Here is a 20,851-nt window from a genome sequence, read left to right as displayed (position 1 = left end):
TGCCGCTAAACTTGAGCGGCCCCTTCTCAGCTTGTCGATACGGCGATAAGAATCGCCGCTGAGCGTCGAACGCACGCTTGGCTGTTGAGGAGGCCACGATGCCGCACGTCATATTGAAAATGCTCGAAGGTCGCACGGAAGAGCAGAAGCAAGCGCTCACCGAAGCGCTGACAAGGGCCGTGACGGAATCGTTGGGCTGCGGCGAGGATCTCGTGTCCGTCGCGATCGAGGATTTCAAGGACGAGGAGTGGATGGCCAAGGTCTATGGGCCGGACATCCAGGAGCGCTCCGCCACGATATACAGAATGCCGGGATACGGCCCCGAAGCCTGATATCCGCCGGATCGGCAACTCATGGTATTCAGGTTGTCCGATTCCGCAGCAAAGCCCGCCCCATGAGCGTTCCGACGACCCATCCTTTCGACTTCGATCCGACCTATGGCATGACGCTCGAACAGCTTCTCGCCATCCGGCCGCCCCCGGCGCCGGAGGGTTTTGAGGCCTTCTGGGAAGGGCGCTATCGCAAGGCGCTTGCCATCGACCCGATGCCATCCCTTAGTAGCAGCACGGCAAGCCATCCGGACTGGCAGGTCAGCGACATCGTCTATACCTCGACGGGCTCGTTCCAGATCGGCGGATGGCTGCTTGTACCCCGCACGGGCACCGTCCGGCGCGCCCTCGTGGTCGGCCATGGCTACGGTGGCCGCGAGCAGCCGGATTTCGACATCCCGGCCGAGGAGACGGCGATCCTGTTTCCGTGTTTCCGGGGATTGTCGCGCAGCGCAAGGCCGCCGATTTCTGAAAGCCCGGCATGGCACGTCCTCAACGACATCGACAAACCCGACGACTACATCATCGCCGGTTGCGTCGAAGACCTGTGGCTTGCCGTCTCCGCGCTCATCCGCCTTTTTCCCGAGACCGCCGGGCATATCGGCTATAGCGGCATCAGTTTCGGCGGCGGCATCGGGGCGCTTGCCATTCCCTTCGACGAGAGGATCGACCGTGGATACCTGGAAGTGCCGACATTCGGGCATCGGCCGCTGTGGCTGACCTTGCCCACCACCGGCAGCGCGCAGGCCGTGCAGATCTACCAGCGGCGGCATCCCGACGTGCTTGAAAATCTGCGCCTGTTCGATGCGGCGACAGCGGCATCGCGCATTAGCGTGCCGATGCTGATGGCGCCGGCGCTTTTTGATCCCGCAGTGGCCCCGCCCTGTCAGTTCGCCGTCGCAAATGCACCGCCGAAATTTAACGAAAGTTTCATACTGGACGCAGGTCATTTCGACTACGTTGGCGCCGCAGCACAGAGAGCTTTGTTGCGAGAGAAGATTGGAAAACTCTTCAAGGCGCCATGAACCGCGAATATTTCCGCTGGTACAGCCCCAGGCTTCATCGCGATATGGAACTCCTGGTATTCGGCCACGCCGGTGCCAAGGTGCTGATGTTCCCGACACGGGACGGGCGGTTCTGGGAATATGAACAGCTCGGCATCGTCGGCAGCCTCGGCGACAAGCTCTCGGCCGGCCATCTCCAGCTCTATTGCATCGATGGACTGGCCAACGAGAGTTTTTACGGTTCCCACCGGCATCCCGCAGATCGCATCCGGCGCCATGCCGCACTTGAGGATTATATTCTCAACGAAGTCCTGCCGTTGATGGCGCAGAAGAATGCGCATGACTGCACCATCGTGCAGGGATGCAGCCTCGGGGCCTATCAGGCTGCCAGCCTGGTGTTCCGCCACCCGCATCTGTTCCGCAAGCTCGTCGCCTTTTCAGGCCGCTATGACCTGACATTGAAGGTGGAAAGCTTCGACGACCTCTTCAGCGGCTACTACGACGACACCATCTATTTTCACACGCCGACGCATTTCCTGCCGCAGCTTTCCTGCGACTGGCGGCTGGACAGGCTCAAGCAGGTGGACATCGTCCTGACCATCGGCAACGAGGATCCGTTCCTCGACAACAACCGCCATCTCAGCCAGGTGTTGACCGACAAGGGCGTTGGCCACCGGCTGCATTTCTGGGACGGCCGCGCCCACCGTGCCGGCGCGTGGCGCAGGATGGCGCCGCTCTATATTTAAGCGGCGCCTGGCAGCACTTTTCTAAAGTGCCGGAGCCGCCACGGGTCTCTTGAAGCGCAAGCCGAGCACGAGAGGCACGCTGATCGCGTAAACGACGACGACCGACAGCCAGATCGCGCCCGGCCATTGCTCCCTGACGACGAAATAGAAGCTTGAGAATCCCAGCGGGGTGACGATCGAGGCGAGGCTTACGGCCGACGCCAGCACGCCCTGGAACTGGCCCTGCTGGCTCTCGTCCACCTGGCGGGTTGCGAGAGACTGCAACGCCGGTACGCCGATGCCGCCAAGCGCGAATACCGGCATGATCGCGAAGATCATCCAGCCTTCCGTGGCGAAGGCCATGACGATAAGCGCCACGCAGGCGCCGGCGACGCCCGTCAGGATGGTGGCACGCTCGCCGAAATGTTTGACGGCAGGGCCGGGAAGTAAGGCCTGAGCAAGCGTCTGGCAGACACCGAAGGTGCCGAGCGAAAGGCCGATCCAGAGCCCGTTCCAGTGGAAGGTGTCGCTGCCCCAGAGCGCCCAGCAGGTGCCGTAGACCTCGCCGGTGGCGCTGAAGACGAAGAAGATGATGACGATCGGCAGCAGGCGCTTCATCGAGAAGACCCAGCGCAGCGGTCGGAGCGGATTGAGCGCCGCGAGGTCGATCCTCTCGCGGGTCGGGATGCGCGATTCCGGCAGCGCGAAGAACGCCAGCAGGAGATTGCAGCCGTTCAGCACGGCCGCGGCGACGAACGGCAGCCGCAGCCAGTAATCCCCCAGCGCGCCGCCGAGCACGGGACCGATGATGAAGCCCATGCCGAACATCGCGTTGAAGAGGCCGAAGCGGCGCGCGCGTTTGTCCTCCGGGGAAATGTCGGTGATGTAGGCGGTCGCGACAGAGATATTGGCGCTCGTCAGGCCGGCAATGGCGCGGCCGAGCAGCAACATCCAGAGGCTGGGCGCAAAGGCGAGGAACAGGTAGTTGATGGCCGCACCGGCGAGCGAGATCAGCAGGACCGGGCGCCGGCCGAGCCGGTCGCTCAGCGAGCCGAGCACCGGTGCGAAGATGAACTGCATGATCGCATAGAGCGCCGTCATGAGGCCGATGGTGGGCGCCACGTTGTCGGCGTGCGTCACCTCCTGCAGCAGCGAGGGGAGAATGGGAAAGATGAGGCCGATACCGACGGCGTCAAGGACAATGGCGGTAAAGATGACAATGAGGGATTTGTTCATAGCGGGTTCCGGTCGACGCAAGCGCACGACGCCGCGAGGCGCGGATGACTTGCGATTGGGCCTGAGGGATCTCAGGCGATGGGTTTCTTGGGAACGCTGGCCGAACCATGCTTAAAAACGCATGGAGGGCGTGTGCTTGGCCGCCTGGACGACAATTCGTCCACCTGTTTACTCCGCCACGGAGGCGGATCGAGGGAAGCAGCCGCTTTTCGCGACAATCGCCATTTACGCCTGACGGCGGTGCGCGGCAAGTCCCTTTTTTATGAACAATACGACCCGGTGTCGCCTCTGCCGAGGCCGGCCCGTTCATGGGCCGGCCGCGTTATCTCGTGTCGCTCACCCCACCCATCGGCGAAACAGGACGCTGGCATTCACGCCACCAAAACCAAAACCGTTGGAAATGGCATGGTCGAACGCCATCGCCCGTGCCCGGCCACTAACGAAGTCGATCCCCTCAGCGGCAGGGTCGGGCGTTTCGAGGTTCAGGCTCGGCGGCGCGATCTGGTCGCGGAGCGCGAGCAGGGTGAAGATGGCTTCCAGCCCGCCCGCCGCACCGAGCAGGTGCCCGGTTGCGGATTTCGTCGCGCTCACGGCGATCCGGCCGTCGCGCCCGAACACCGCCTTGATGGCCTCGATTTCACCCCTGTCGCCCACGGGCGTGGAGGTGGCGTGGGCATTGAGGTGACCGATGTCCCGGGGCGCGATGCCCGCCTGCGCGATGGCGAGTTCCATGGCGCGCCGCGCGCCCGATCCGTCCTCCGGGCCGGAGGTGATGTGGTGGGCGTCGGCCGTCGTGCCATAGCCGACGAGCTCCGCGATCGGTTTCGCCCCGCGCGTCAGCGCGTGGTCCAGCGCCTCGATCACGAGGATGCCGGCGCCTTCGCCCATGACGAAGCCATCGCGATCGGCATCGAAGGGCCGCGAGGCGCGCTGCGGCGTCTCGTTGAAACCCGTGGATACGGAGCGTGCCGCTGCAAAACCGCCCAGGCTGACGGGGTTGATGCAGGCTTCCGTCCCGCCGCAGATGGCGATGTCGGCCTCGTCCGCCCGGATGAGGCGTGCGGCGTCCCCGATCGCCTGGACACCGGCGGCGCAGGCCGTCACCGGCGTGCCGATCGGCCCTTTGAACCCGTGGCGGATCGAGACCTGGCCGGCGGCTAGGTTTGCCAGGAATGAGGGGATGGTGAAGGGCGATAGCCGCCGCACGCCGCGCTGGTCTGCCGTGCGCACCGCTTCCGAAATCGCCGGAAAACCGCCGACGCCGGTGGCGATCACCGTGGCCGTGCGTTGTTGTTCGCCCGGTGTAACCGGCTTCCAGTCCGCCTGTTCCAGTGCCTCGGCCGCCGCCGCCAGGGCGAAGAGGATAAAGCGGTCCATCTTGCGCTGATCCTTTGGCGGGACGGTCCGGTCGGGGTCGAAGCCGGCCGCAGGATCATCCGCCAGCGAGGGCACCGTTCCGCCGATCTTGCAGCCGAGATCGGCGACGATGTCTTCGGGAAGACGCCGAACCCCCGATTGTCCGGCAAGAAGTCGCGACCATGTCGCCTCGACCCCTGCCGCCAAAGGGCTGAGCGCGCCCATTCCCGTTATCACGATGCGACGCATTGCTGCTCCTGACTGTGCGACAGGCGCGCCCATCCGCTTTTACTGTCGTTACGCATTTCAGATCTCCTGCGTGAGAATTCAGGCGATCGCCGGTTGGGCGGCGTAGCGCGCGGCGGGGCTTGAGTGCGAAAGATTGGGCTTGAGCGCCACGCGCGCGGCCTCGAAGCGCTCCCAATCGGCGGCGTCAGGCAAGGCGGGAATGGTCACCAGTTCCCCGGCGGCGAAGCCGGCGAGGGCGGCGTCGACCATGGCCGTGGCCGGCATGACGATTTCGCCCGGCAGATGCTCGATCGGTACGCCCGCAACCGCCCAGAAATCGGTCGCCGTAGCACCCGGCAGCACCGCGTGGATGCGCACGCCTTTGTCGGCGAGTTCATGGTGGAGGGATTGGGAGAAGGCGAGGACGAAAGCCTTGCTGCCGCCATAGACGCCGTTCAGCAGTTCGGGCGCAACAGCCACGATGGACGCGATATTGACGATCGTGCCGCCGCCGCGCGCCACGAAGGCAGGCGCCGCGGCATAGGTCAGCCGCGTCAGCGCGGTCACGTTGAGGTCGATCATGGCCTGCATCGCGTCCACATCGCCGTCGAGCAGCGGTGCGGCGGCGCCGACGCCGGCATTGTTGACCAGCATCGTAATGCTCTGGTCGGTGCGGAGCACCTGTTCCACGCGCCGCAGGTCGTCGCCGCGGCCAAGGTCCGCCTGCACCACCTCGACCGATCGGCCGGTGGCATCGCTGATCGCGGCGGCGAGGCTCCTCAGCTTGTCGGCGCTGCGCGCCACCAGGATCAGGTCGTAACCCTGCTTGGCCAGCCGGTCGGCATAGATGGCGCCGATCCCCGACGATGCACCCGTGACGAGCGCCGTACCCTTATGTGTAGTCGACATGTTGGATCTCCTTGAAGGCCCGGACCAGTTCCAGGGCATGGGAGGAGAGTAGGCCGCCTTACCATTGTCTCAAATGTCATATATGCCACTATTAAGGACATAGCCCACGAAGAGGACAGACCCGTGTTGAGGATCGGTTTCGTATTGTCGCCCGACTTCCAGATGATGAGCCTCGCGGCAGCCTCGGCGTTCGAATTCGCCAATCTCACGGCCGGCGAACCCCTCTACTCGATCGATTTCCTGTCCGCAGAGGGCGGCCCGCTCGCCACCTCGCTGGGCAACACGATCGACACGAAACCGATCGGCGGCCTCGGGCACGACACGCTGATCTTCGGTACGGGTGTCGCTCTTCAGCCCACGCCGCCGGCCCTCGTCGCCTTTGCACGGGAGGCGTTTCATACGACGCGCCGCGTCGCGGCGATCTGCGTTGGCGCCTTCGTGCTCGCCGAAGCGGGGCTGCTCGACGGCCGGCGCGCGACGACCCATTGGCTGGCAGCCCGCAAGCTTCAGGCGGCCTATCCGCGGATCCGCGTCGAGGAGGACCGGATCTTCATCATCGACGGTTCGATCTGGACTTCGGCGGGTATGAGCGCCGGCATCGACATGGCGCTGGGCATGATCGAAAAGGATTTTGGTGCGGACCTGGCGCAGTCGGTGGCCCAGCGCCTCGTGCTCTACCATCGTCGCGGCGGCGGCCAGTCGCAGCATTCCGAACTGCTCGCGCTGACCCCAAAATCGGATCGAATCCAGACCGCGCTGACCTATGCGCGAAGCAACCTACGCTCCTCGCTGAGCGTGGAGGAGTTAGCCGAGGTGGCGCATCTGAGCCCCCGCCAGTTCAGCCGCGCCTTCCGGGCGGAGACGGGCCAGACCCCGGCCAAGGCGGTCGAGAACCTGCGGCTGGAGGCGGCACGCATGATGATGGCGCAGAGCCGGCATCCGGTCGACGTGGTCGCCGCCGAGACCGGCTTTGCCGACCGCGAGCGAATGCGCCGCGCCTTCGTGCGCACCTTCGGCCAGCCACCCCAGGCGATCCGCCGCAACGCCCGCGGCGCGATGGCGGAGGATATTCCAGGCTAGGGCAGTTCGCTCTCTCGATCAGCGCATCTGCTGATGCGTGGCCGCACCCACTCGACGAGATCTTGAAGATATCAAGTTCCATACGATTCCCCGATCTGCGTTTCACGCCAGACCACTTTTTCCATGGCTGAAGAGTAATGCAGCAATTGTTCCATAATTCAGCTTATGTGACTCATAAACCTCGATCGGGTGGATTCAAGGATGAAGTGCGACTTGCAACAGATAACAACGGTTTATCGCTTGCAAGGAACGAACCCTGAAGCGCACCCACTCCCAGATTGATCTGGCGTCGCAGCATTTGCAAGAGCGACCGTTCAACTCTCGATCGAAGACCAGGTTGGAGTGTTTGCTGCTGCGCCACCAATCCTTTTCGTCTGGCAAACGTCCTTGTCGTGGCGATATTTACTGGAAAAGGCAGCTTGTTGCTCATCGGCAGGCTGCTCTCGCACGCCGTTCCCAATAGGCCTATTGATGGATCCATACCGCTTAGCATGACAGCGATTCGCCCGTACAATGGTCTTGCAAAGATTCGCGTTCCCGATCGCGGTGGCTGCCTTTGACAAATCGAATTTGTGAACGCCACACGGCCAATCAAAAGAATGGGAAACCCGAACGGGTCCGGAATTTTTTCTTAGGAAAATTGGTTTCACATGACGGCAGCCTATCTTGAGAAACTGAACGACCGTCAGCGCGAGGCAGTCGAGCATGGCATTGGCTTGCCCGATGGAGTCACCGGTGGCCCTTTGCTGATCATCGCCGGCGCAGGCTCGGGCAAGACCAACACGCTGGCCCATCGCGTGGGCCATCTCATCGTCAATGGCGCCGATCCACGCCGTATCTTGCTGATGACCTTTTCTCGCCGCGCCGCTTCGGAAATGGCGCGGCGTGTTCAGCGCATCTGCCGGCAGGTGTTCGGCGAAAATGCTGCGGTCATGACCGACGCCATGGCCTGGGCCGGCACCTTCCATGGCATCGGCGCACGGCTGCTGCGCATGTATTCCGAACAAATCGGCCTCAACGTCGATTTCACGATCCATGATCGCGAGGACAGCGCCGACCTGATGAATCTCGTTCGCCATGAGCTTGGATTCTCGAAGACGGAAAGCCGCTTTCCGACCAAGGGGACGTGCCTTGCTATCTACTCGCGAGTCGTCAATTCCGAGAGTTCGATCAACGAAGTCCTGAAGGCATCCTATCCCTACGTGCTGGGGTGGGAGGAGCAGCTGAAGCAGCTTTTCGCCGGCTATGTCGAGGCCAAGCAGATGCAGAATGTCCTCGATTACGATGACCTGCTGCTCTACTGGGCGCAGGTCATGTCTGACCCGGAGCTTGCCGACGATATCGGTGGGCGCTTCGACCACGTTCTTGTCGACGAGTACCAGGACACCAATCGCCTGCAGGCCTCAATCCTGATGGGTCTGAAGCCGGGCGGTCGCGGCCTGACGGTCGTGGGTGACGATGCCCAGTCGATCTATTCTTTCCGCGCCGCGACCGTGCGCAACATCCTCGACTTTCCGAACCAGTTCTCGCCGAAGCCGGCCGATGTCATCACGCTCGATCGCAACTATCGCTCGACACAGCCGATCCTTGCCGCGGCCAACGGCGTGATCGACCTCGCTCGCGAGCGCTTCACCAAGAACCTCTGGACGGACCGAGAATCTGAACAACGGCCCATGCTCGTGACCGTGAAGGACGAGACGGACCAGGCGAACTACATCGTCGAGCAGGTGCTGGCGAACCGCGAGGACGGCATGACGCTGAAGGAACAGGCCGTCCTGTTCCGCGCTTCCGATCACAGCAGCACCCTCGAGGTTGAGTTGACAAGGCGCAACATTCCCTTCGTGAAATTCGGGGGGCTCAAATTCCTAGACAGCGCGCATGTCAAAGATCTGCTTGCTATCCTGCGTTTTGCGCAGAACCCCCGCGATCGGATGACGGGTTTCCGCCTTCTTAAGCTATTGCCGGGGGTCGGCTCGCAGACGGCAGCGAAAATCCTCGACACGATCAGCGCTGATCCTGAGCCCTTGCTATCGCTTGCCGAGATCCCGCCGCCGCCCAAGACAGGCGAGGCCTGGCCTGCCCTCATCACGCTGCTTTCCGGCCTGAGGAACGCCGATAGCGGGTGGCCGGGCGAGGTTGCGACGGCGCGGTCGTGGTACGAGCCTCACCTTGATCGTATCCATGAAGATGCCGACACCCGCAAAGCCGATCTCCTGCAACTCGAGCAGATTGCGGGAGGCTACCTAAGTAGGGAACGGTTTCTGACCGAGCTGACGCTCGATCCGCCGAGCGCGACCAGTGATCAGGCGGGCGTTCCGCTTCTCGACGAGGACTATCTGATCCTTTCGACGATCCATTCCGCCAAGGGTCAAGAATGGCGCTCGGTCTTCATGCTTAACGTCGTCGACGGCTGCATTCCGTCCGATCTCGGCGTAGGCACGACCGCGGAGATGGAGGAAGAGCGACGTCTGCTCTACGTCGGCATGACTCGAGCGCGCGACAATCTTTCGCTCATCACGCCGCAACGGTTCTTCACCCATGGCCAGAACGCTCAGGGTGACCGCCATGTCTATGCTTCGCGGACCCGGTTCATTCCCGTGACCTTGCTGCAATATTTCGAAGTGACGAGTTGGCCGAAGGTCTCTGCCGCCGCCAGCGAGCGCAGCGCCCGGCAGATCAGGATCGACGTGGGTGCCCGCATGCGGTCCATGTGGAAGTGAAATGAGCTATGAGATCCAAACGATAGTCAGAAAGATCATCCATGTGGACATGGATGCCTTCTATGCGTCTGTCGAACAGCGCGACAATCCGGAGCTTCGCGGCAAGCCCGTCGCCGTCGGCGGGTCGGCCGCGCGCGGCGTTGTTGCCGCGGCGAGCTATGAAGCCCGCGCCTTTGGCGTTCGCTCGGCACTTCCCTCGGTGACGGCGAAACGGCGCTGCCCGGACTTGATCTTCGTGCCGCCTCGCTTTGATGTCTACCGTGCTGTTTCCAAGCAGATCAGGGAAATTTTTGCGGAACACACAGACCTGATCGAACCCCTATCGCTTGATGAGGCCTATCTCGACGTCACGGACAACAAGCGGGAGATTTCTGTCGCAACCGAGATCGCCACCATGATCCGGGCGCGCATCAAGGAGGTCACCGGCCTCAACGCCTCCGCAGGCATCTCCTATTGCAAGTTCCTCGCCAAGATGGCATCGGACCTCAACAAGCCCAACGGCCAGGCGGTGATCACGCCGAAGAATGGACCGGCCTTCGTTGAGGCGCTCGCGGTGAAGAAGTTCCACGGCGTTGGGCCGGCGACCGCCGCAAAAATGGAGCGGCTTGGGATCCTGACCGGTGCAGACCTCAAAGCGAAATCGCTTGCCTTTCTTCAGGAGTATTTCGGCAAGTCAGGCGCTTGGTACTATGATATCTCCCGCGGCATTGATCGTCGGGCAGTCCAGCCGGATCGACCCCGCAAATCCGTCGGCGCAGAGGACACGTTCATGGTCGATATCTTCGACCTCGATGCTGCTCGAAACGAAATCGCACCGCTCGCAGCCAAGGTCTGGCGTCATTGTGAGATCAACGGCGTCCATGGCCGTACAGTGACACTGAAAGTCAAATACGCCGACTTCCAGATCATTACCCGAAGCAAAACAACCGCGGCGCCGATTGGCGCGATGGGTGTTCTCGAAGCCGTCAGTCAGTCCCTTCTTGATCCTCTGTTTCCCACCGAGAAAGGCATCCGTCTGCTCGGCGTGACGCTTTCGTCTTTCGTTGACGACGAGGCAAGCGATGCGGACCAGCTCGAACTGCAAATCTAGGTGATTGACCTCTGGCGCTCCCAGCATTGCCACTGACACAATGTTAATTCGAAACGGTCTCGAAATGATAGGGATCGTAGACTACTGCGTGGTTAGCCTTGTTACATCGGCGATGAACACCCGCAGTGAACATCTAGGCGGCCGTGTCTCGACTGTAGAACATCCTCGCCGACGCCTCGAGTACCGAGCGATGTTTCGTTGCGTCGAAGGCGCCCGCCGGAAATGTCTCGATAAGATACTTAGCGAAGGCCTCCTTCGCACCATCTGACAGGTCAAACCACGGTTGCGATGTAATTCCTTCGAATAGTAATTTAAGGGCGCTTAATTCTTCCGGCTGAAATGCTGTCTTGACGAAAATGTGGTCCACGAACGCCTCCTCAAAATATGAGTCTACGTAAGAGACCCCATTGCAATTTCAAAAGGTTGCCACCCTATCGTCCCAGAAGCTGGCTCGGTCGCTACAGCCTGTTCGACATCTCGAGACCCCTTTCCAACGTCCCAAAAGAGCGAATAGCACCTGCGACGAGGATATCGTAGCCCGCCTCCAAGACGGCGGAAAGGTTCTTCGAGCCGACGTGCGGATGACCGACCGGGACGGCATGCGCCTTGCAAATGCGCACGATTTCCGTCATCGCCCGAACGACATCGGGGTGTTCGTACTGGCGCGGATAGCCCAACTCCTGGCTCAGATCTCCCTCCCCGATCATCACCGCGCCAATACCGGGAACTCGTGAGAGGATTTCGTCGAGATTGTCGATCGCCAGCGTGTCCTCGATCATCAGGACCACGAGTATTTCACCCTCTGGTGCCAGCGGCCACACATCGGCCTTGCGGTAATATTCGTCGGTGCCAACGCCCCAGATGCGCGCAGCGGTTCCCGGACTGTCGCCGCGAAGACCCGCGGGCTCGTAGCCCGGTACGGATTTCAGCCGCGGATACCGGCAAGCCGAGACAGCATTGTAGGCCTGTTCCGCCGTGCTGACATGTGGCCAGACGATGCCGAAGGCACCCATGTCCAGCGCCTGCTTTGCAAGCCACTGGTTCATTTCGCCGCCATTGGCGGGAATGCGCACGATCGGGGTAACGGCGGGCGACGGCAGGCCGGTCGCGATCGCGCGCGGGGCATTGACCATATATTGCAAGGTGTCACGCAGGCGCACGGCATCCCATGGCCGATGCTCCATCTCATAGATGACGCCGTCATAGCGCGCAGCGCTTACCCAGAGCGCGGCTTCGGGTTCTGCCGGAGCGAAGGTGGCGAAGGCCTTGCTGCCGGATTCCAGTGTGCGGATAAGCTGGTTGAGGCGGGTCATGGTGGGTCCTCCTCTTAACGTGCAATAAGCTGGTTGAGACGGGGGAAGACGCGCCGGGCATTACCCTCGAAGATCTTGCGGCGGCCATCCTCATCGAGATGGTCGAGACGATCGATATAGCGCTTCGTGTCGTCGAAGAAGTAGCCGCTGTCCGGGTCCACGCAGCGCACCGCGCCGTGCATCTCGGAGGCGAAAAGAACGTTATCGACTGGAATGACCTCGGCCAGCAGATTGATGCCGGGCTGATGGTAGACGCAGGTGTCGAAGAACAGGTTCTCGCCCATAATAACCGCCGGCTCTGGGCGTTTCCTGTCAAGCGCCATGCCGCGGTAGCGGCCCCAGTGATAGGGCACCGCTCCGCCACCATGCGGGATGATCATCTTCAGACCGGGGAAACGCTCGAACAGATCGGACTCGAGGATCTGCATGAAGGCGGAGGTATCGGCGTTGATGTAATAGGCACCGGTAAAATGGTGATTGGGATTGCAGGATTGGCTGACATGGATCATCGCCGGTACACCAAGTTCCTCCAATCGCTCGTAGAGTTTGAACCACCATGGATCAGTGAGCGGCGGCTCCGTCCAGTGGCCACCGGACGGGTCGGGATTGAGGTTGCAGCCGATGAACCCCATCTCCTCGACGCAACGGTCGAGTTCCGGGATTGCGTTTTCCGGCCGGCAACCCCGGGATTGCGGGAGCTGGCAGACAGGGGCGAAGTTTTTCGGATATAGATCGCACACCCGTCGAATGAGATCGTTGCACACGCGGGACCATTGCTGGCTCATCCGCTCGTCGCCGATATGATGGCCCATACCGCCGGCGCGCGGCGAAAAGATCGCGAGATCGGTCCCGCGTTCGCGCTGCATGCGAAGTTGCGTCTTTTCCAGGCTCTCGCGGATTTCGTCGTCGGTGATGACCGCGCCTTCACGCCCGCCAAGCTGCGACAGGTCGCCTTTCGCGTCGATCTGCGCTTTGCGCCAGCCTTCGTGCTGCGCAGGTGCGGTGGTATAATGGCCGTGGCAATCGATGATCATCGTCCGTCTCGCATGTTGTGTGGAAAAATCAGGCGCCGAGCGCAGCGGTCGTTTCGTCGAACAGCTCATCGACCGACAGACGGCGATCAATCAGGCCGTCGAACAGGGCGAAGTCGATGATTGCCTCCAGCGAAGGGCGTAGCGCAGCAAGTGTGAACGGCCGCATCTGCCGCCCTTGATCCGAGGGAATGTCGCGATCGCGGCTTTCAAGCAGTAAGTCGTAGAGCGCACGGATCACGTCCGGCCGCTGACGGCTGAGATCGGCCCGCGCGACGAAAATGTGGTTCATCGGCACGATGCCGGTTCGGTAGTTCCAGTCGGACGCGGCTGCTTCCGGGTCGGCGATCACCGGCTGCAGACGCGGGTCATCCGGCTTCTTGTTGCCGAGGATTGCCGCATCGACATCACCGTCGAGCAGCAGTTGGGACAGTAAGCGATCCTCGATCCGACTGACATTGTCGGGCTCGCGATACTCGGCCATATGCGCGTCTTCTTGTGCGATCCAATGCACATCCTGCGGTGACACGCCATATTCGGTGCGCAGGATGCCGCGCACCCAGGTGACCGTCGTCTGCGTGTAGGAGCGAATACCGATGCGCTTACCAGCAAGGCCCTGCGGCAACAGCGTGCCGCGCGAGGCGTCATGCGCGAGCGTATGGTGCTGGAACCGTCCGCCGATCGGAGCCGGCAGAAGCAGTAACGGGCGCCCGAGCGCGCGCGCCTGCAGATAGGTGACGATGGCAAGCTCACCGCAATCGAACCGGCCCTCACGGACCATCGGCTTGAACCCGTCATGCGTGATCTTAAAGCTGTCGTCGAAATCGAAACTCAAAAGCTCGCTTTTCAGCGTCCCATCCTTGAGCGAACGGGTACTGGGATTGTCGCCAAGAAGCGTGTGGAGACGCACCTTGCCTTGGCTGGGATAGGATCTCGGTTCGAACACGGACGCCACCTGAAGGATCAAATTGGTCAAAGAAATGCCGTCCGCCGCAGAGCGGTCGGCAGGGACTAGTGGCCCCGGCGCCCGAGGGCGCCAGGAGATTGTCTAGAAGATCAGAGAAGCTTGATCGCTTCCGCCGCCAGCGACATGTCGACGGTCTTGTCGAAGGGGAGCTTCTCCTGTTGCACCTTGACGCGGATGTTCAGGTCCTGAACGTAATCCACGCCTTCAGGCGTAATTTCGAGGTCGTTGGCGAAGGGTTGGTTCTCCTGCATGAATTTCCATTGGAACTCGGATGCAGCGTCAAAATCGGCACCCGTTCCACTCAAGGCAGTGCGGCGCGCCTCTTTGAAGGCTTCGAGTGAATCGGGACTCGATACGTGGCGAAACAGGGCTGCATAGGCGGCTAGCGTGTGCACCAGCAACTCCCGCTTGGATGTGATCGCATCATCGGATGCATAGCCGCCTTGGAACGGGAATTCCTTGAGATCGATCCACATACGGCCGCCTTCGACGATGTGGACGCCCTTTTCCTCGGCGATCGGAATGTTGTCGATCTGGCTCGAGCCTGCATCGACGACGCCTGCGACAATCGCCCGGAAAACGTCGGCGCTGCTTCCAACATTGGCGAATGTCACCTCATCGGGGTCGACACCGTTCTTGAGCAACAGGGCGAGTGTCACCTGGTGCAACTGAGCGCCGATCGCGCCGATGCCGATGCTTTTGCCACGCAGGTCGGCGATCGACTTGACGTCGGGATTCTTGCTGAAGATTGCTTGCTGACCATAACGGACGGAGCCGTTCACGAGCTTTACCGCCGCACCCTTGCTGACTGCAGGGAAAAGCTGCGAAAAGCCGGAAAGCGGGCACAGATCGATATCACCCGCAAGGACACTGCCCATCAGCTTGTTACCATCCTGCACAAAGGTCAGATCGGCGGCAAGACCAAACCGCTTCAGGAAACCACCCTGCTGCAGCAGCGTCTGCATGGTGGTGGCGAGATTACTGGAGGCGGTGGCAATGTTTACGTGACCCGAGAAGCCGGACTGCGCCCAGCCGACACGTGCGACGAGCATGCCGCCTGCAAGACCTGCGGCTCCCGCGAGGAAATTTCTGCGACTGATGGTGTAGGATTCCTGTTTCATCTGGGTCCTCCCTGACCGTTGAAATGGAAATGAAGCATGCCGGGCATTCGGCTTGCGGGTCTGCGGAGAGCTACGGCACGCCGCAGGACGCCGCCGTCCGGTCTAGTCGTCCACGTAGCGCCAGGGCGCGAAGTATTTGTCGAGGCTTCTCAGCGCGATCGTGAGCGTCACGCCCAGCAACATCAGCACGAGGATCGGCACGAACATAGATGCGGTGTCGTACTGGTTGCCGTATTTCACGATCATCGCGCCGAGACCGTTGATGGCGGTGTAGAACTCCGCGACGACCATTCCGATCAGACCGCGGCCGATACCAAGCCTCAGACCAGTCATCATGTAAGGCAGAGCTGATGGCAGGATGATCTTGCGAAAGATTTCCGGTTCGGTCGCATCGAATGCCGCGCCGACATCGATGAGGTTGCGGGGAACGTTCTTTACCCCGGCAATCGCATTGATGAGGATCGGGAACACAGTCAGCAGCGTGACGATGAAGATCTTGGCGCTGTCGCCGAGACCGAACCAGATGATGACGAGCGGAACAATCGCCACTTTCGGCGTGCAGTAAAGGGCATTGACCAGCCAGTCCGCCGCGGCCTCGACATAGCGGTAACGACCGATCAGAAGACCAAGTGCAAGGCCGATGATCGTTGCAAGGCCAAAAGAAATCGCGACGATGCGCAGGCTCGAATAGGTAGCGCTGATCAGTTCACCTGATGCGGTGAGGCGCACGGCGGCTGCGGCAATTGCCGACGGATAGGACATGAACAGCGGATCGACTTGCCGGCCAAGGATTTCCCAGCTGCCGACCGTAAACACAATCGAAGCGAGCCGTACGGCCCACAGGTGGGATTTTTTGACCTTTGGCGGCTCGATGTCCTCGTAGTCGATATTCGGCACAGGATTGGTTTCAGTAGTCTTGGCCGAACCTATGTCGAGCTCGCCGGATATGGATTGTACTGTCATTGTTCTGTTCCCTTCGATTTACGCCGCGACAGCGGGAGCCGAGCGGATCAGCTCCCACATGCGGCCGCGCAATTCCTGGAAACGCGGGTCGCCGCGAAGCTCGGGAAGCGGCGGGCGGGGGTGGTCGAAGGGAATATCGATCACTTCCTTCACCCGACCCGGCTTTGCAGCCAGAACGATGACGCGATTGCTGAGATAGATCGCCTCGTCGAGGTCATGGGTGACGAAGATTGTGGTTTTGCCGACCTCCTGTTGAATTCGCAGAAGCTCTGCCTGCAAAACCTCGCGTGTCTGTGCATCGAGGGCGCTGAAGGGCTCGTCCATCAGCATGATGGCCGGGTCGATAGCGAGCGCCCGCGCAAGGTTGACACGCTGCTGCATGCCGCCGGAAAGCTCGTGCGGAAACTGCTCCTGTGCATGGCTGAGACCGACGAGCGCAAGCAGGTCCTGGGCCTTCTCGCGGCGCTTGGCCGGCGGGATGTTCTGCAGCTCAAGACCGAACTCCACATTGGCCCGTGCAGTGCGCCAGGGAAGCAGGCTTGCCTGCTGGAAGACGAAGCCGCGGTCGCGCCCAGGTTTGACCACCACTTTGTCATCGACCTTCACGTCGCCGGCATCGTGGCGGATGAGCCCCTGGATGATCCTGAGAAGCGTTGTCTTGCCACAGCCGCTCTCGCCGATGATCGAGACGATCTCGCCTTCGAAGATGTCGAAGCTGACATTACGAAGCACGGGCAGGAAACTGTCAGGCGTCCCTCCCCCTCCGCGGATTCGAAAGGTCTTCGAGACCTTCTCCGCGGATAGTTTGATCCTGTGTTCCATTGGTTCCTCCTCCAATAGGTCCAAGCGGCTCAATCCCTAAGAGAAGGGTACAGCTTTTGCGCGGTTGTCGAGAAAATCGCGTCTCGATCGCCGTCGGTCAGCGACGAGAGGGCGATTTTCATGTCGTAGAGATTCTCCTTGAGCACGCCTGCGGTTGCCGGATGGTTCGAGCCCCAGGCAATGCGGTTCGCCCCGAAGACGGAAACGAGCTTCGGAAAGAAGGTCTCGCAGCTCGCCGGCGCCTTGCGTGCCTCGCGCACACCGCGCGGCGTCAGCTTCAAGTAGATGTTCTCGAAAGCGGACAGAGCGAAAAGGCTTCGTGCTCCATTGTAGGGCGGGCCATCCTGCACGTCGGGCCGGCCGAGATGATCCAGGATGATGTTGACCCCTGGAAAACGCTTGGCCATGCCGGCGACCTGCGCATGCCCGGACGGAACGGTCTGGATGCACACCGGCAAACCGAGTTCGGTGCACAAGGCCCAGGCTGGGAAGGATGCCGGGTCGTCCAGCGCATTATTGTCAAAGGACTTCGTGCTGCCGCCACCAGTGAAGAGCCGTACGCCGCTCAGGTTGCGCCCGACCCAGTAGCGGATCTTTTCTTCCGCGTCCGGCGCCGCCATGTCGATGGCTCCGACACCTGTAAAACGGTCGGAATGATGCGCCGTCGCATCGGCGACATAGGAATTGTCGTAGCCGTAGCAGGTCGAGGGTTGCACGACGGCGGCCTTGCGGACGCCCGCCTCGTCCATCGCCTCGATAAGCTGCTCGATCGTGAGCGACTGATGGCGGGACCACTCGGAGCGCTCACCGAAGATCGGTGCATGCGGATAGCGCTGCTGGTCGTCTGAAATGATATGAGGGTGGATGTCTATGACTGGCACGTTCATTTTGATCCTCTTGTCGCCCCGCCGAACGCGGGACCGGTGACGAAGGACAACACCATTCGCCGAGATACTTTGAGGAGGGGCTGGGACGACGAGCGGCATAAGATCGCTCATCAGCAAGTCTGAAGCAGTGCCTGGCTTGGCGCTTGCGCGAACAAATTTCTTTGAAGCGATTGGCGCTGGGCCGGCGTTTTCGGGACCTCCTCCGTCCGAAAACGTCCTGCGACGACACGATGTACGTTACGCGCAGTCGGTGGAAGTTCTCCAATTGGAATTGGTCTGCCCCGTATAAAAAAAAGCAGAAGCACCAACGACGGCGATCGCCGTCTCGGGATGCTCAACGATTGCCACTCCCGGAGAAGTTTGAAGCCTCCGCACGAAGAATATTGAGAAAACGCGCCTGGACAGGTGTCGGTACCCATCCCTGCCGCATTGTGACGCCCTTCTCTTGCGAAGCGAAGGGAATGGGGGAATCGATGACGTGTACCAGCTTGAGCATAAGCGCGGTGTCAGCTTCATGGCGGCTGACGAGCGCCAGCCGGTCGCTCGAGTTCAAAACCGCGAGGATCGTGTTCAGCGAACTTGCCTCGATGCCGAGCGTTGCCGTGACGCCAAGCTTGCGCAGCAGCCAATCGAACTGGCTGCGGCGCGGGCTGCCCGCCTTAGGCACGACCCAGTTATAGACGCGGAGATCGTCGGCCGTAACGCTGGACCGCTCCGTCAGCGGATGCCCGCTTCGGCAGATCAGGCAGTAGGGGTCCGTGAACATCATTTCTGTCTGTAATTCATCCGCGGTATCACCCGCCCTCAGCACACCGAAAATCAGATCGATCTCACCGCGACGCAGATTGTCGATCTGCATGTCGTATGGGGCGTTGGTTACATATACCTGCGCATCCGGGACCGCATTCGTCAGCTTTGCGATCGTCGTGCCTATAAGATAGGCGCCGGACATCGGCAGCGTGCCGACCAGCACGCGCCCGCTTTCGACGCCGTCCAGAAAGCGGATATCGTCAACCGCCGCGTCCATCTCACGAAGCGCGAGAGCAAAGCGGCGCGCCAGTTCCATGCCGGCGCCATTCGCCTGCTGGCCGTTCTTCGACGCCGTGTATAGGGAGACCGAGACGTTGGCCTCCAGCTCGCGCGCAGCGCGCTGCAGCGAGGCGATCGAAACACCGATATCACGCGCCGCCTGCGAAAACGAATTGCGCCCGGCGATTGCCATCAAGCAGCGGATCTGCGTGCTCGTAATATTGCGCACAACGGCAGGATTTGCCTGCCCCCGGGACAAAGTGGCGATGGCAGCCTCGATCTGCGCCAATGCCCGCCTGACGCGTTTGAGCAATACGTCTCCGGCTGGAGTTGGAAAGGTGCCGTTGCGCGACCGGTCGAACAGCGGGCATCCATAACGCTCCTCCAGCACGGAAATCGCCTGCGAAACCGCAGGCTGGGAGAGCCCCACATCCTCTGCTGCGCGGCTGACACTGGCATGCTTCGCAACGGCCTCCATCACACGCAGATGCCGAGGATTGGGCAGTGCGGGAAGGCCCGTATGCAGTGTGTCGAGATCGTCCAAATCCTTCATGATGCGCCCTCCCAGGCATCGAGGTATCGCTACCAACAAATGGCCACCCTTCACAAAATCCTATGCCACGCAGTCTCTCAAGGCATGGCCAGGTCTGTGGCTTTATGGGGATTTGCCGATTTTTTCGGCCGTTCCTTGCCTCTCCTCCCCATCAGCTTATGCCAATTCTTCTCCATTCACCAAAGAAGGGTTCAGATTTTTTTTATGGACATTGTGGCTGTTCGAATTTGTTGAGGACAGGCAATTGCCGCACTGTTCCGACATCGGGACTGTCCTCCTTCCGCCTTTCATGGCCTGGGCTGATACCACCCGATCAGGGAGGAGCCTGACCATGAACCCGTATTGCAGCAGCAAGTGCACCGCTCGTACGAGCCGGCATTGGATTAGCTGATGAGTACCCTTGGCGTTGAGAGCGCATTGCTCGTTTCGCATGATCGGCTCGCAGCGCTGGCTGCCGGCATTCTCGCGGCAAGCGGGATGGGCGACGGGGATGCGGCGACCGCAGCCAACCTGATCGTCGAGGCCGACCTTTGCGGAGCGGATGCTCACGGCGTTTTCCGTCTTCCGGACTATTCCGCGCTCCTTCGGAAAGGCCTCATCAATCCCCGCCCGTTGGTAACATCGGATATACGCGGCCCTGCGGTCGCGCTTGTGGATGGCGATGGCGGCATCGGCCATCTCTCGGCCTTGCGCGCGGCAGAACTGGCGGGCGAGCTTGCGCTGACAGCGGGCGTCGCCTGGGTCGGCGTGAGACGCTCAAACCATGCGGGCGCAACGGCAATCTACGCCGAACATATCGCCCGCAAAGGCCTTGTTGGCATATGCGCATCTGTTGCTGCCGCCAACCATATGGCGCCGTGGGGTGGCGCTGAGCCGCTTCTCGGCACAAATCCGCTGGCGATTGCCGTCCCGTCGGCGGGCCAAGCGCCCTTCGTATTGGACTTCGCGACATCAGTGGCCGCGTTCGGCGCCGTGAAGACGCTTGCCATGGCCGGCCAAAGCTTGCCGGGTGGTTGGGTTCTCGATCGCATGACGGGCGAGACGCTTACCGATCCCACAAAGCTTTCACAAGGCACGCTTGCCCCCATCGCCGGACATAAGGGCAGCGGGCTCGCCCTCGCGATTGGGCTTTTAGCCGGCGTGATGAGCGGCGCGGCGTTCGGCCGCGACATACGCCCCTTCGATCAGCCCGCCGACGCTCCGGCGGATGTCGGCCATATGGTCATCGCCGTCGATCCCGGTCGCTTCATGCAACGGGCACAGTTCGAGGCCGAAGTCGCCCGCCATCTCGATAGTTTTGCCGAAAGCACGCCAACACTTGGGGCAAGCGCTGTTCGCTGGCCTGGTGCCCGCCGCGCCGCAATATGTGCCAAACGCTCGGAGGGAGGCATCCCGCTCGACCGCAGCGTCGCGAAACGACTTGCGGACCTTGCGCACCAACTCGATTGCCCGATCCCCTTCTCGCTATAAATCGCAACAGCTACAGGA

At 61.4% G+C, this 20,851-nt stretch carries 20 protein-coding genes; 7 read left to right on the top strand and 13 right to left on the bottom strand.

Going from position 1 to position 20,851, the window contains the following annotated elements; genetic code table 11:
• The first annotated feature begins 98 nt into the window (after positions 1–98).
• The 3 genes from AC1Q6Z_RS13750 (at position 99) to AC1Q6Z_RS13740 (ending at position 2,079) form a co-directional block, all read left to right on the top strand.
• Positions 99–332: a tautomerase family protein gene (locus AC1Q6Z_RS13750; RefSeq protein WP_492648224.1), complete on the top strand. Its 234-nt coding sequence runs from the start codon at positions 99–101 to the stop codon at positions 330–332.
• Positions 333–394: 62 nt separating this feature from the next.
• A complete protein-coding gene (locus AC1Q6Z_RS13745; protein WP_492648223.1) occupies positions 395–1,354 on the top strand; it encodes an acetylxylan esterase in 960 nt (319 codons plus the stop codon).
• The gene (locus AC1Q6Z_RS13740) at positions 1,351–2,079 is read left to right on the top strand and encodes an esterase family protein (protein ID WP_492648222.1); all 729 of its coding nucleotides are present in this window, start codon (positions 1,351–1,353) and stop codon (positions 2,077–2,079) included. The genes AC1Q6Z_RS13745 and AC1Q6Z_RS13740 overlap by 4 nt, the downstream gene beginning before the upstream one ends.
• A gap of 21 nt (positions 2,080–2,100) precedes the next feature.
• Here the strand turns inward: AC1Q6Z_RS13740 and AC1Q6Z_RS13735 are convergent, their stop codons facing one another.
• The 3 genes from AC1Q6Z_RS13735 to AC1Q6Z_RS13725 all read right to left on the bottom strand — a co-directional run bounded on the left by AC1Q6Z_RS13735 (position 2,101) and on the right by AC1Q6Z_RS13725 (position 5,787).
• A complete protein-coding gene (locus AC1Q6Z_RS13735; protein WP_492648221.1) occupies positions 2,101–3,294 on the bottom strand; it encodes a TCR/Tet family MFS transporter in 1,194 nt (397 codons plus the stop codon).
• Between the two features lie 336 nt (positions 3,295–3,630).
• Complete coding sequence (fabF, locus tag AC1Q6Z_RS13730) at positions 3,631–4,899, bottom strand: beta-ketoacyl-ACP synthase II (RefSeq protein ID WP_492648220.1); 1,269 nt, start codon at positions 4,897–4,899, stop codon at positions 3,631–3,633.
• Between the two features lie 78 nt (positions 4,900–4,977).
• The gene (locus tag AC1Q6Z_RS13725) at positions 4,978–5,787 is read right to left on the bottom strand and encodes an SDR family NAD(P)-dependent oxidoreductase (protein ID WP_492648219.1); all 810 of its coding nucleotides are present in this window, start codon (positions 5,785–5,787) and stop codon (positions 4,978–4,980) included.
• A 123-nt stretch (positions 5,788–5,910) separates the two neighbouring features.
• Between AC1Q6Z_RS13725 and AC1Q6Z_RS13720 the strand changes: the two genes are divergently transcribed.
• On the top strand, positions 5,911–6,867 hold the full coding sequence (locus AC1Q6Z_RS13720) for a GlxA family transcriptional regulator (RefSeq protein ID WP_439617387.1): 957 nt from the start codon (positions 5,911–5,913) through the stop codon (positions 6,865–6,867).
• 172 nt (positions 6,868–7,039) lie between these two features.
• Here AC1Q6Z_RS13720 and AC1Q6Z_RS13715 read toward each other — a convergent pair whose 3' ends face one another.
• Complete coding sequence (locus AC1Q6Z_RS13715) at positions 7,040–7,297, bottom strand: hypothetical protein (RefSeq protein ID WP_492648218.1); 258 nt, start codon at positions 7,295–7,297, stop codon at positions 7,040–7,042.
• 220 nt (positions 7,298–7,517) lie between these two features.
• Between AC1Q6Z_RS13715 and AC1Q6Z_RS13710 the strand changes: the two genes are divergently transcribed.
• Together AC1Q6Z_RS13710 and dinB are read left to right on the top strand one after the other, a co-directional pair.
• Positions 7,518–9,587: an ATP-dependent helicase gene (locus AC1Q6Z_RS13710; protein WP_492648217.1), complete on the top strand. Its 2,070-nt coding sequence runs from the start codon at positions 7,518–7,520 to the stop codon at positions 9,585–9,587.
• A gap of 1 nt (position 9,588) precedes the next feature.
• On the top strand, positions 9,589–10,677 hold the full coding sequence (dinB, locus tag AC1Q6Z_RS13705) for a DNA polymerase IV (protein ID WP_492648352.1): 1,089 nt from the start codon (positions 9,589–9,591) through the stop codon (positions 10,675–10,677).
• 133 nt (positions 10,678–10,810) lie between these two features.
• Here the strand turns inward: dinB and AC1Q6Z_RS13700 are convergent, their stop codons facing one another.
• The 9 genes from AC1Q6Z_RS13700 to AC1Q6Z_RS13660 all read right to left on the bottom strand — a co-directional run bounded on the left by AC1Q6Z_RS13700 (position 10,811) and on the right by AC1Q6Z_RS13660 (position 19,363).
• Positions 10,811–11,044, bottom strand: coding sequence for a hypothetical protein (locus AC1Q6Z_RS13700; RefSeq protein ID WP_492648216.1), 234 nt, complete (start codon positions 11,042–11,044; stop codon positions 10,811–10,813).
• Between the two features lie 91 nt (positions 11,045–11,135).
• Positions 11,136–11,990 (bottom strand): HpcH/HpaI aldolase family protein, encoded by an 855-nt coding sequence (locus AC1Q6Z_RS13695; protein ID WP_492648215.1) that lies wholly within the window; start codon positions 11,988–11,990, stop codon positions 11,136–11,138.
• A 14-nt stretch (positions 11,991–12,004) separates the two neighbouring features.
• A complete protein-coding gene (locus tag AC1Q6Z_RS13690) occupies positions 12,005–13,024 on the bottom strand; it encodes an amidohydrolase family protein (RefSeq protein ID WP_492648214.1) in 1,020 nt (339 codons plus the stop codon).
• A gap of 28 nt (positions 13,025–13,052) precedes the next feature.
• Positions 13,053–13,997, bottom strand: coding sequence for a substrate-binding domain-containing protein (locus AC1Q6Z_RS13685; protein WP_492648213.1), 945 nt, complete (start codon positions 13,995–13,997; stop codon positions 13,053–13,055).
• 80 nt (positions 13,998–14,077) lie between these two features.
• Positions 14,078–15,109: an ABC transporter substrate-binding protein gene (locus tag AC1Q6Z_RS13680; protein ID WP_435269641.1), complete on the bottom strand. Its 1,032-nt coding sequence runs from the start codon at positions 15,107–15,109 to the stop codon at positions 14,078–14,080.
• 102 nt (positions 15,110–15,211) lie between these two features.
• Positions 15,212–16,072 (bottom strand): ABC transporter permease, encoded by an 861-nt coding sequence (locus AC1Q6Z_RS13675; RefSeq protein WP_256116751.1) that lies wholly within the window; start codon positions 16,070–16,072, stop codon positions 15,212–15,214.
• Positions 16,073–16,090: 18 nt separating this feature from the next.
• Positions 16,091–16,894 (bottom strand): ABC transporter ATP-binding protein, encoded by an 804-nt coding sequence (locus tag AC1Q6Z_RS13670; RefSeq protein WP_256116750.1) that lies wholly within the window; start codon positions 16,892–16,894, stop codon positions 16,091–16,093.
• A gap of 29 nt (positions 16,895–16,923) precedes the next feature.
• On the bottom strand, positions 16,924–17,892 hold the full coding sequence (locus AC1Q6Z_RS13665; RefSeq protein ID WP_492648212.1) for an amidohydrolase family protein: 969 nt from the start codon (positions 17,890–17,892) through the stop codon (positions 16,924–16,926).
• A 223-nt stretch (positions 17,893–18,115) separates the two neighbouring features.
• Positions 18,116–19,363 carry a LysR family transcriptional regulator gene (locus AC1Q6Z_RS13660; RefSeq protein WP_492648211.1) on the bottom strand — a complete coding sequence of 416 codons (1,248 nt, stop codon included), beginning with the start codon at positions 19,361–19,363 and terminating at the stop codon, positions 18,116–18,118.
• 390 nt (positions 19,364–19,753) lie between these two features.
• Between AC1Q6Z_RS13660 and AC1Q6Z_RS13655 the strand changes: the two genes are divergently transcribed.
• Positions 19,754–20,833 (top strand): Ldh family oxidoreductase, encoded by a 1,080-nt coding sequence (locus AC1Q6Z_RS13655; RefSeq protein WP_492648210.1) that lies wholly within the window; start codon positions 19,754–19,756, stop codon positions 20,831–20,833.
• The last annotated feature ends 18 nt before the right edge of the window (positions 20,834–20,851 follow it).

The sequence above is a fragment of the Shinella sp. GW835-FHT14H05 genome (genome assembly GCF_058793575.1).
The sequence above is the reverse complement of the archived record's forward strand: the minus strand, read 5'-3'. Positions and strand labels throughout refer to the sequence as shown.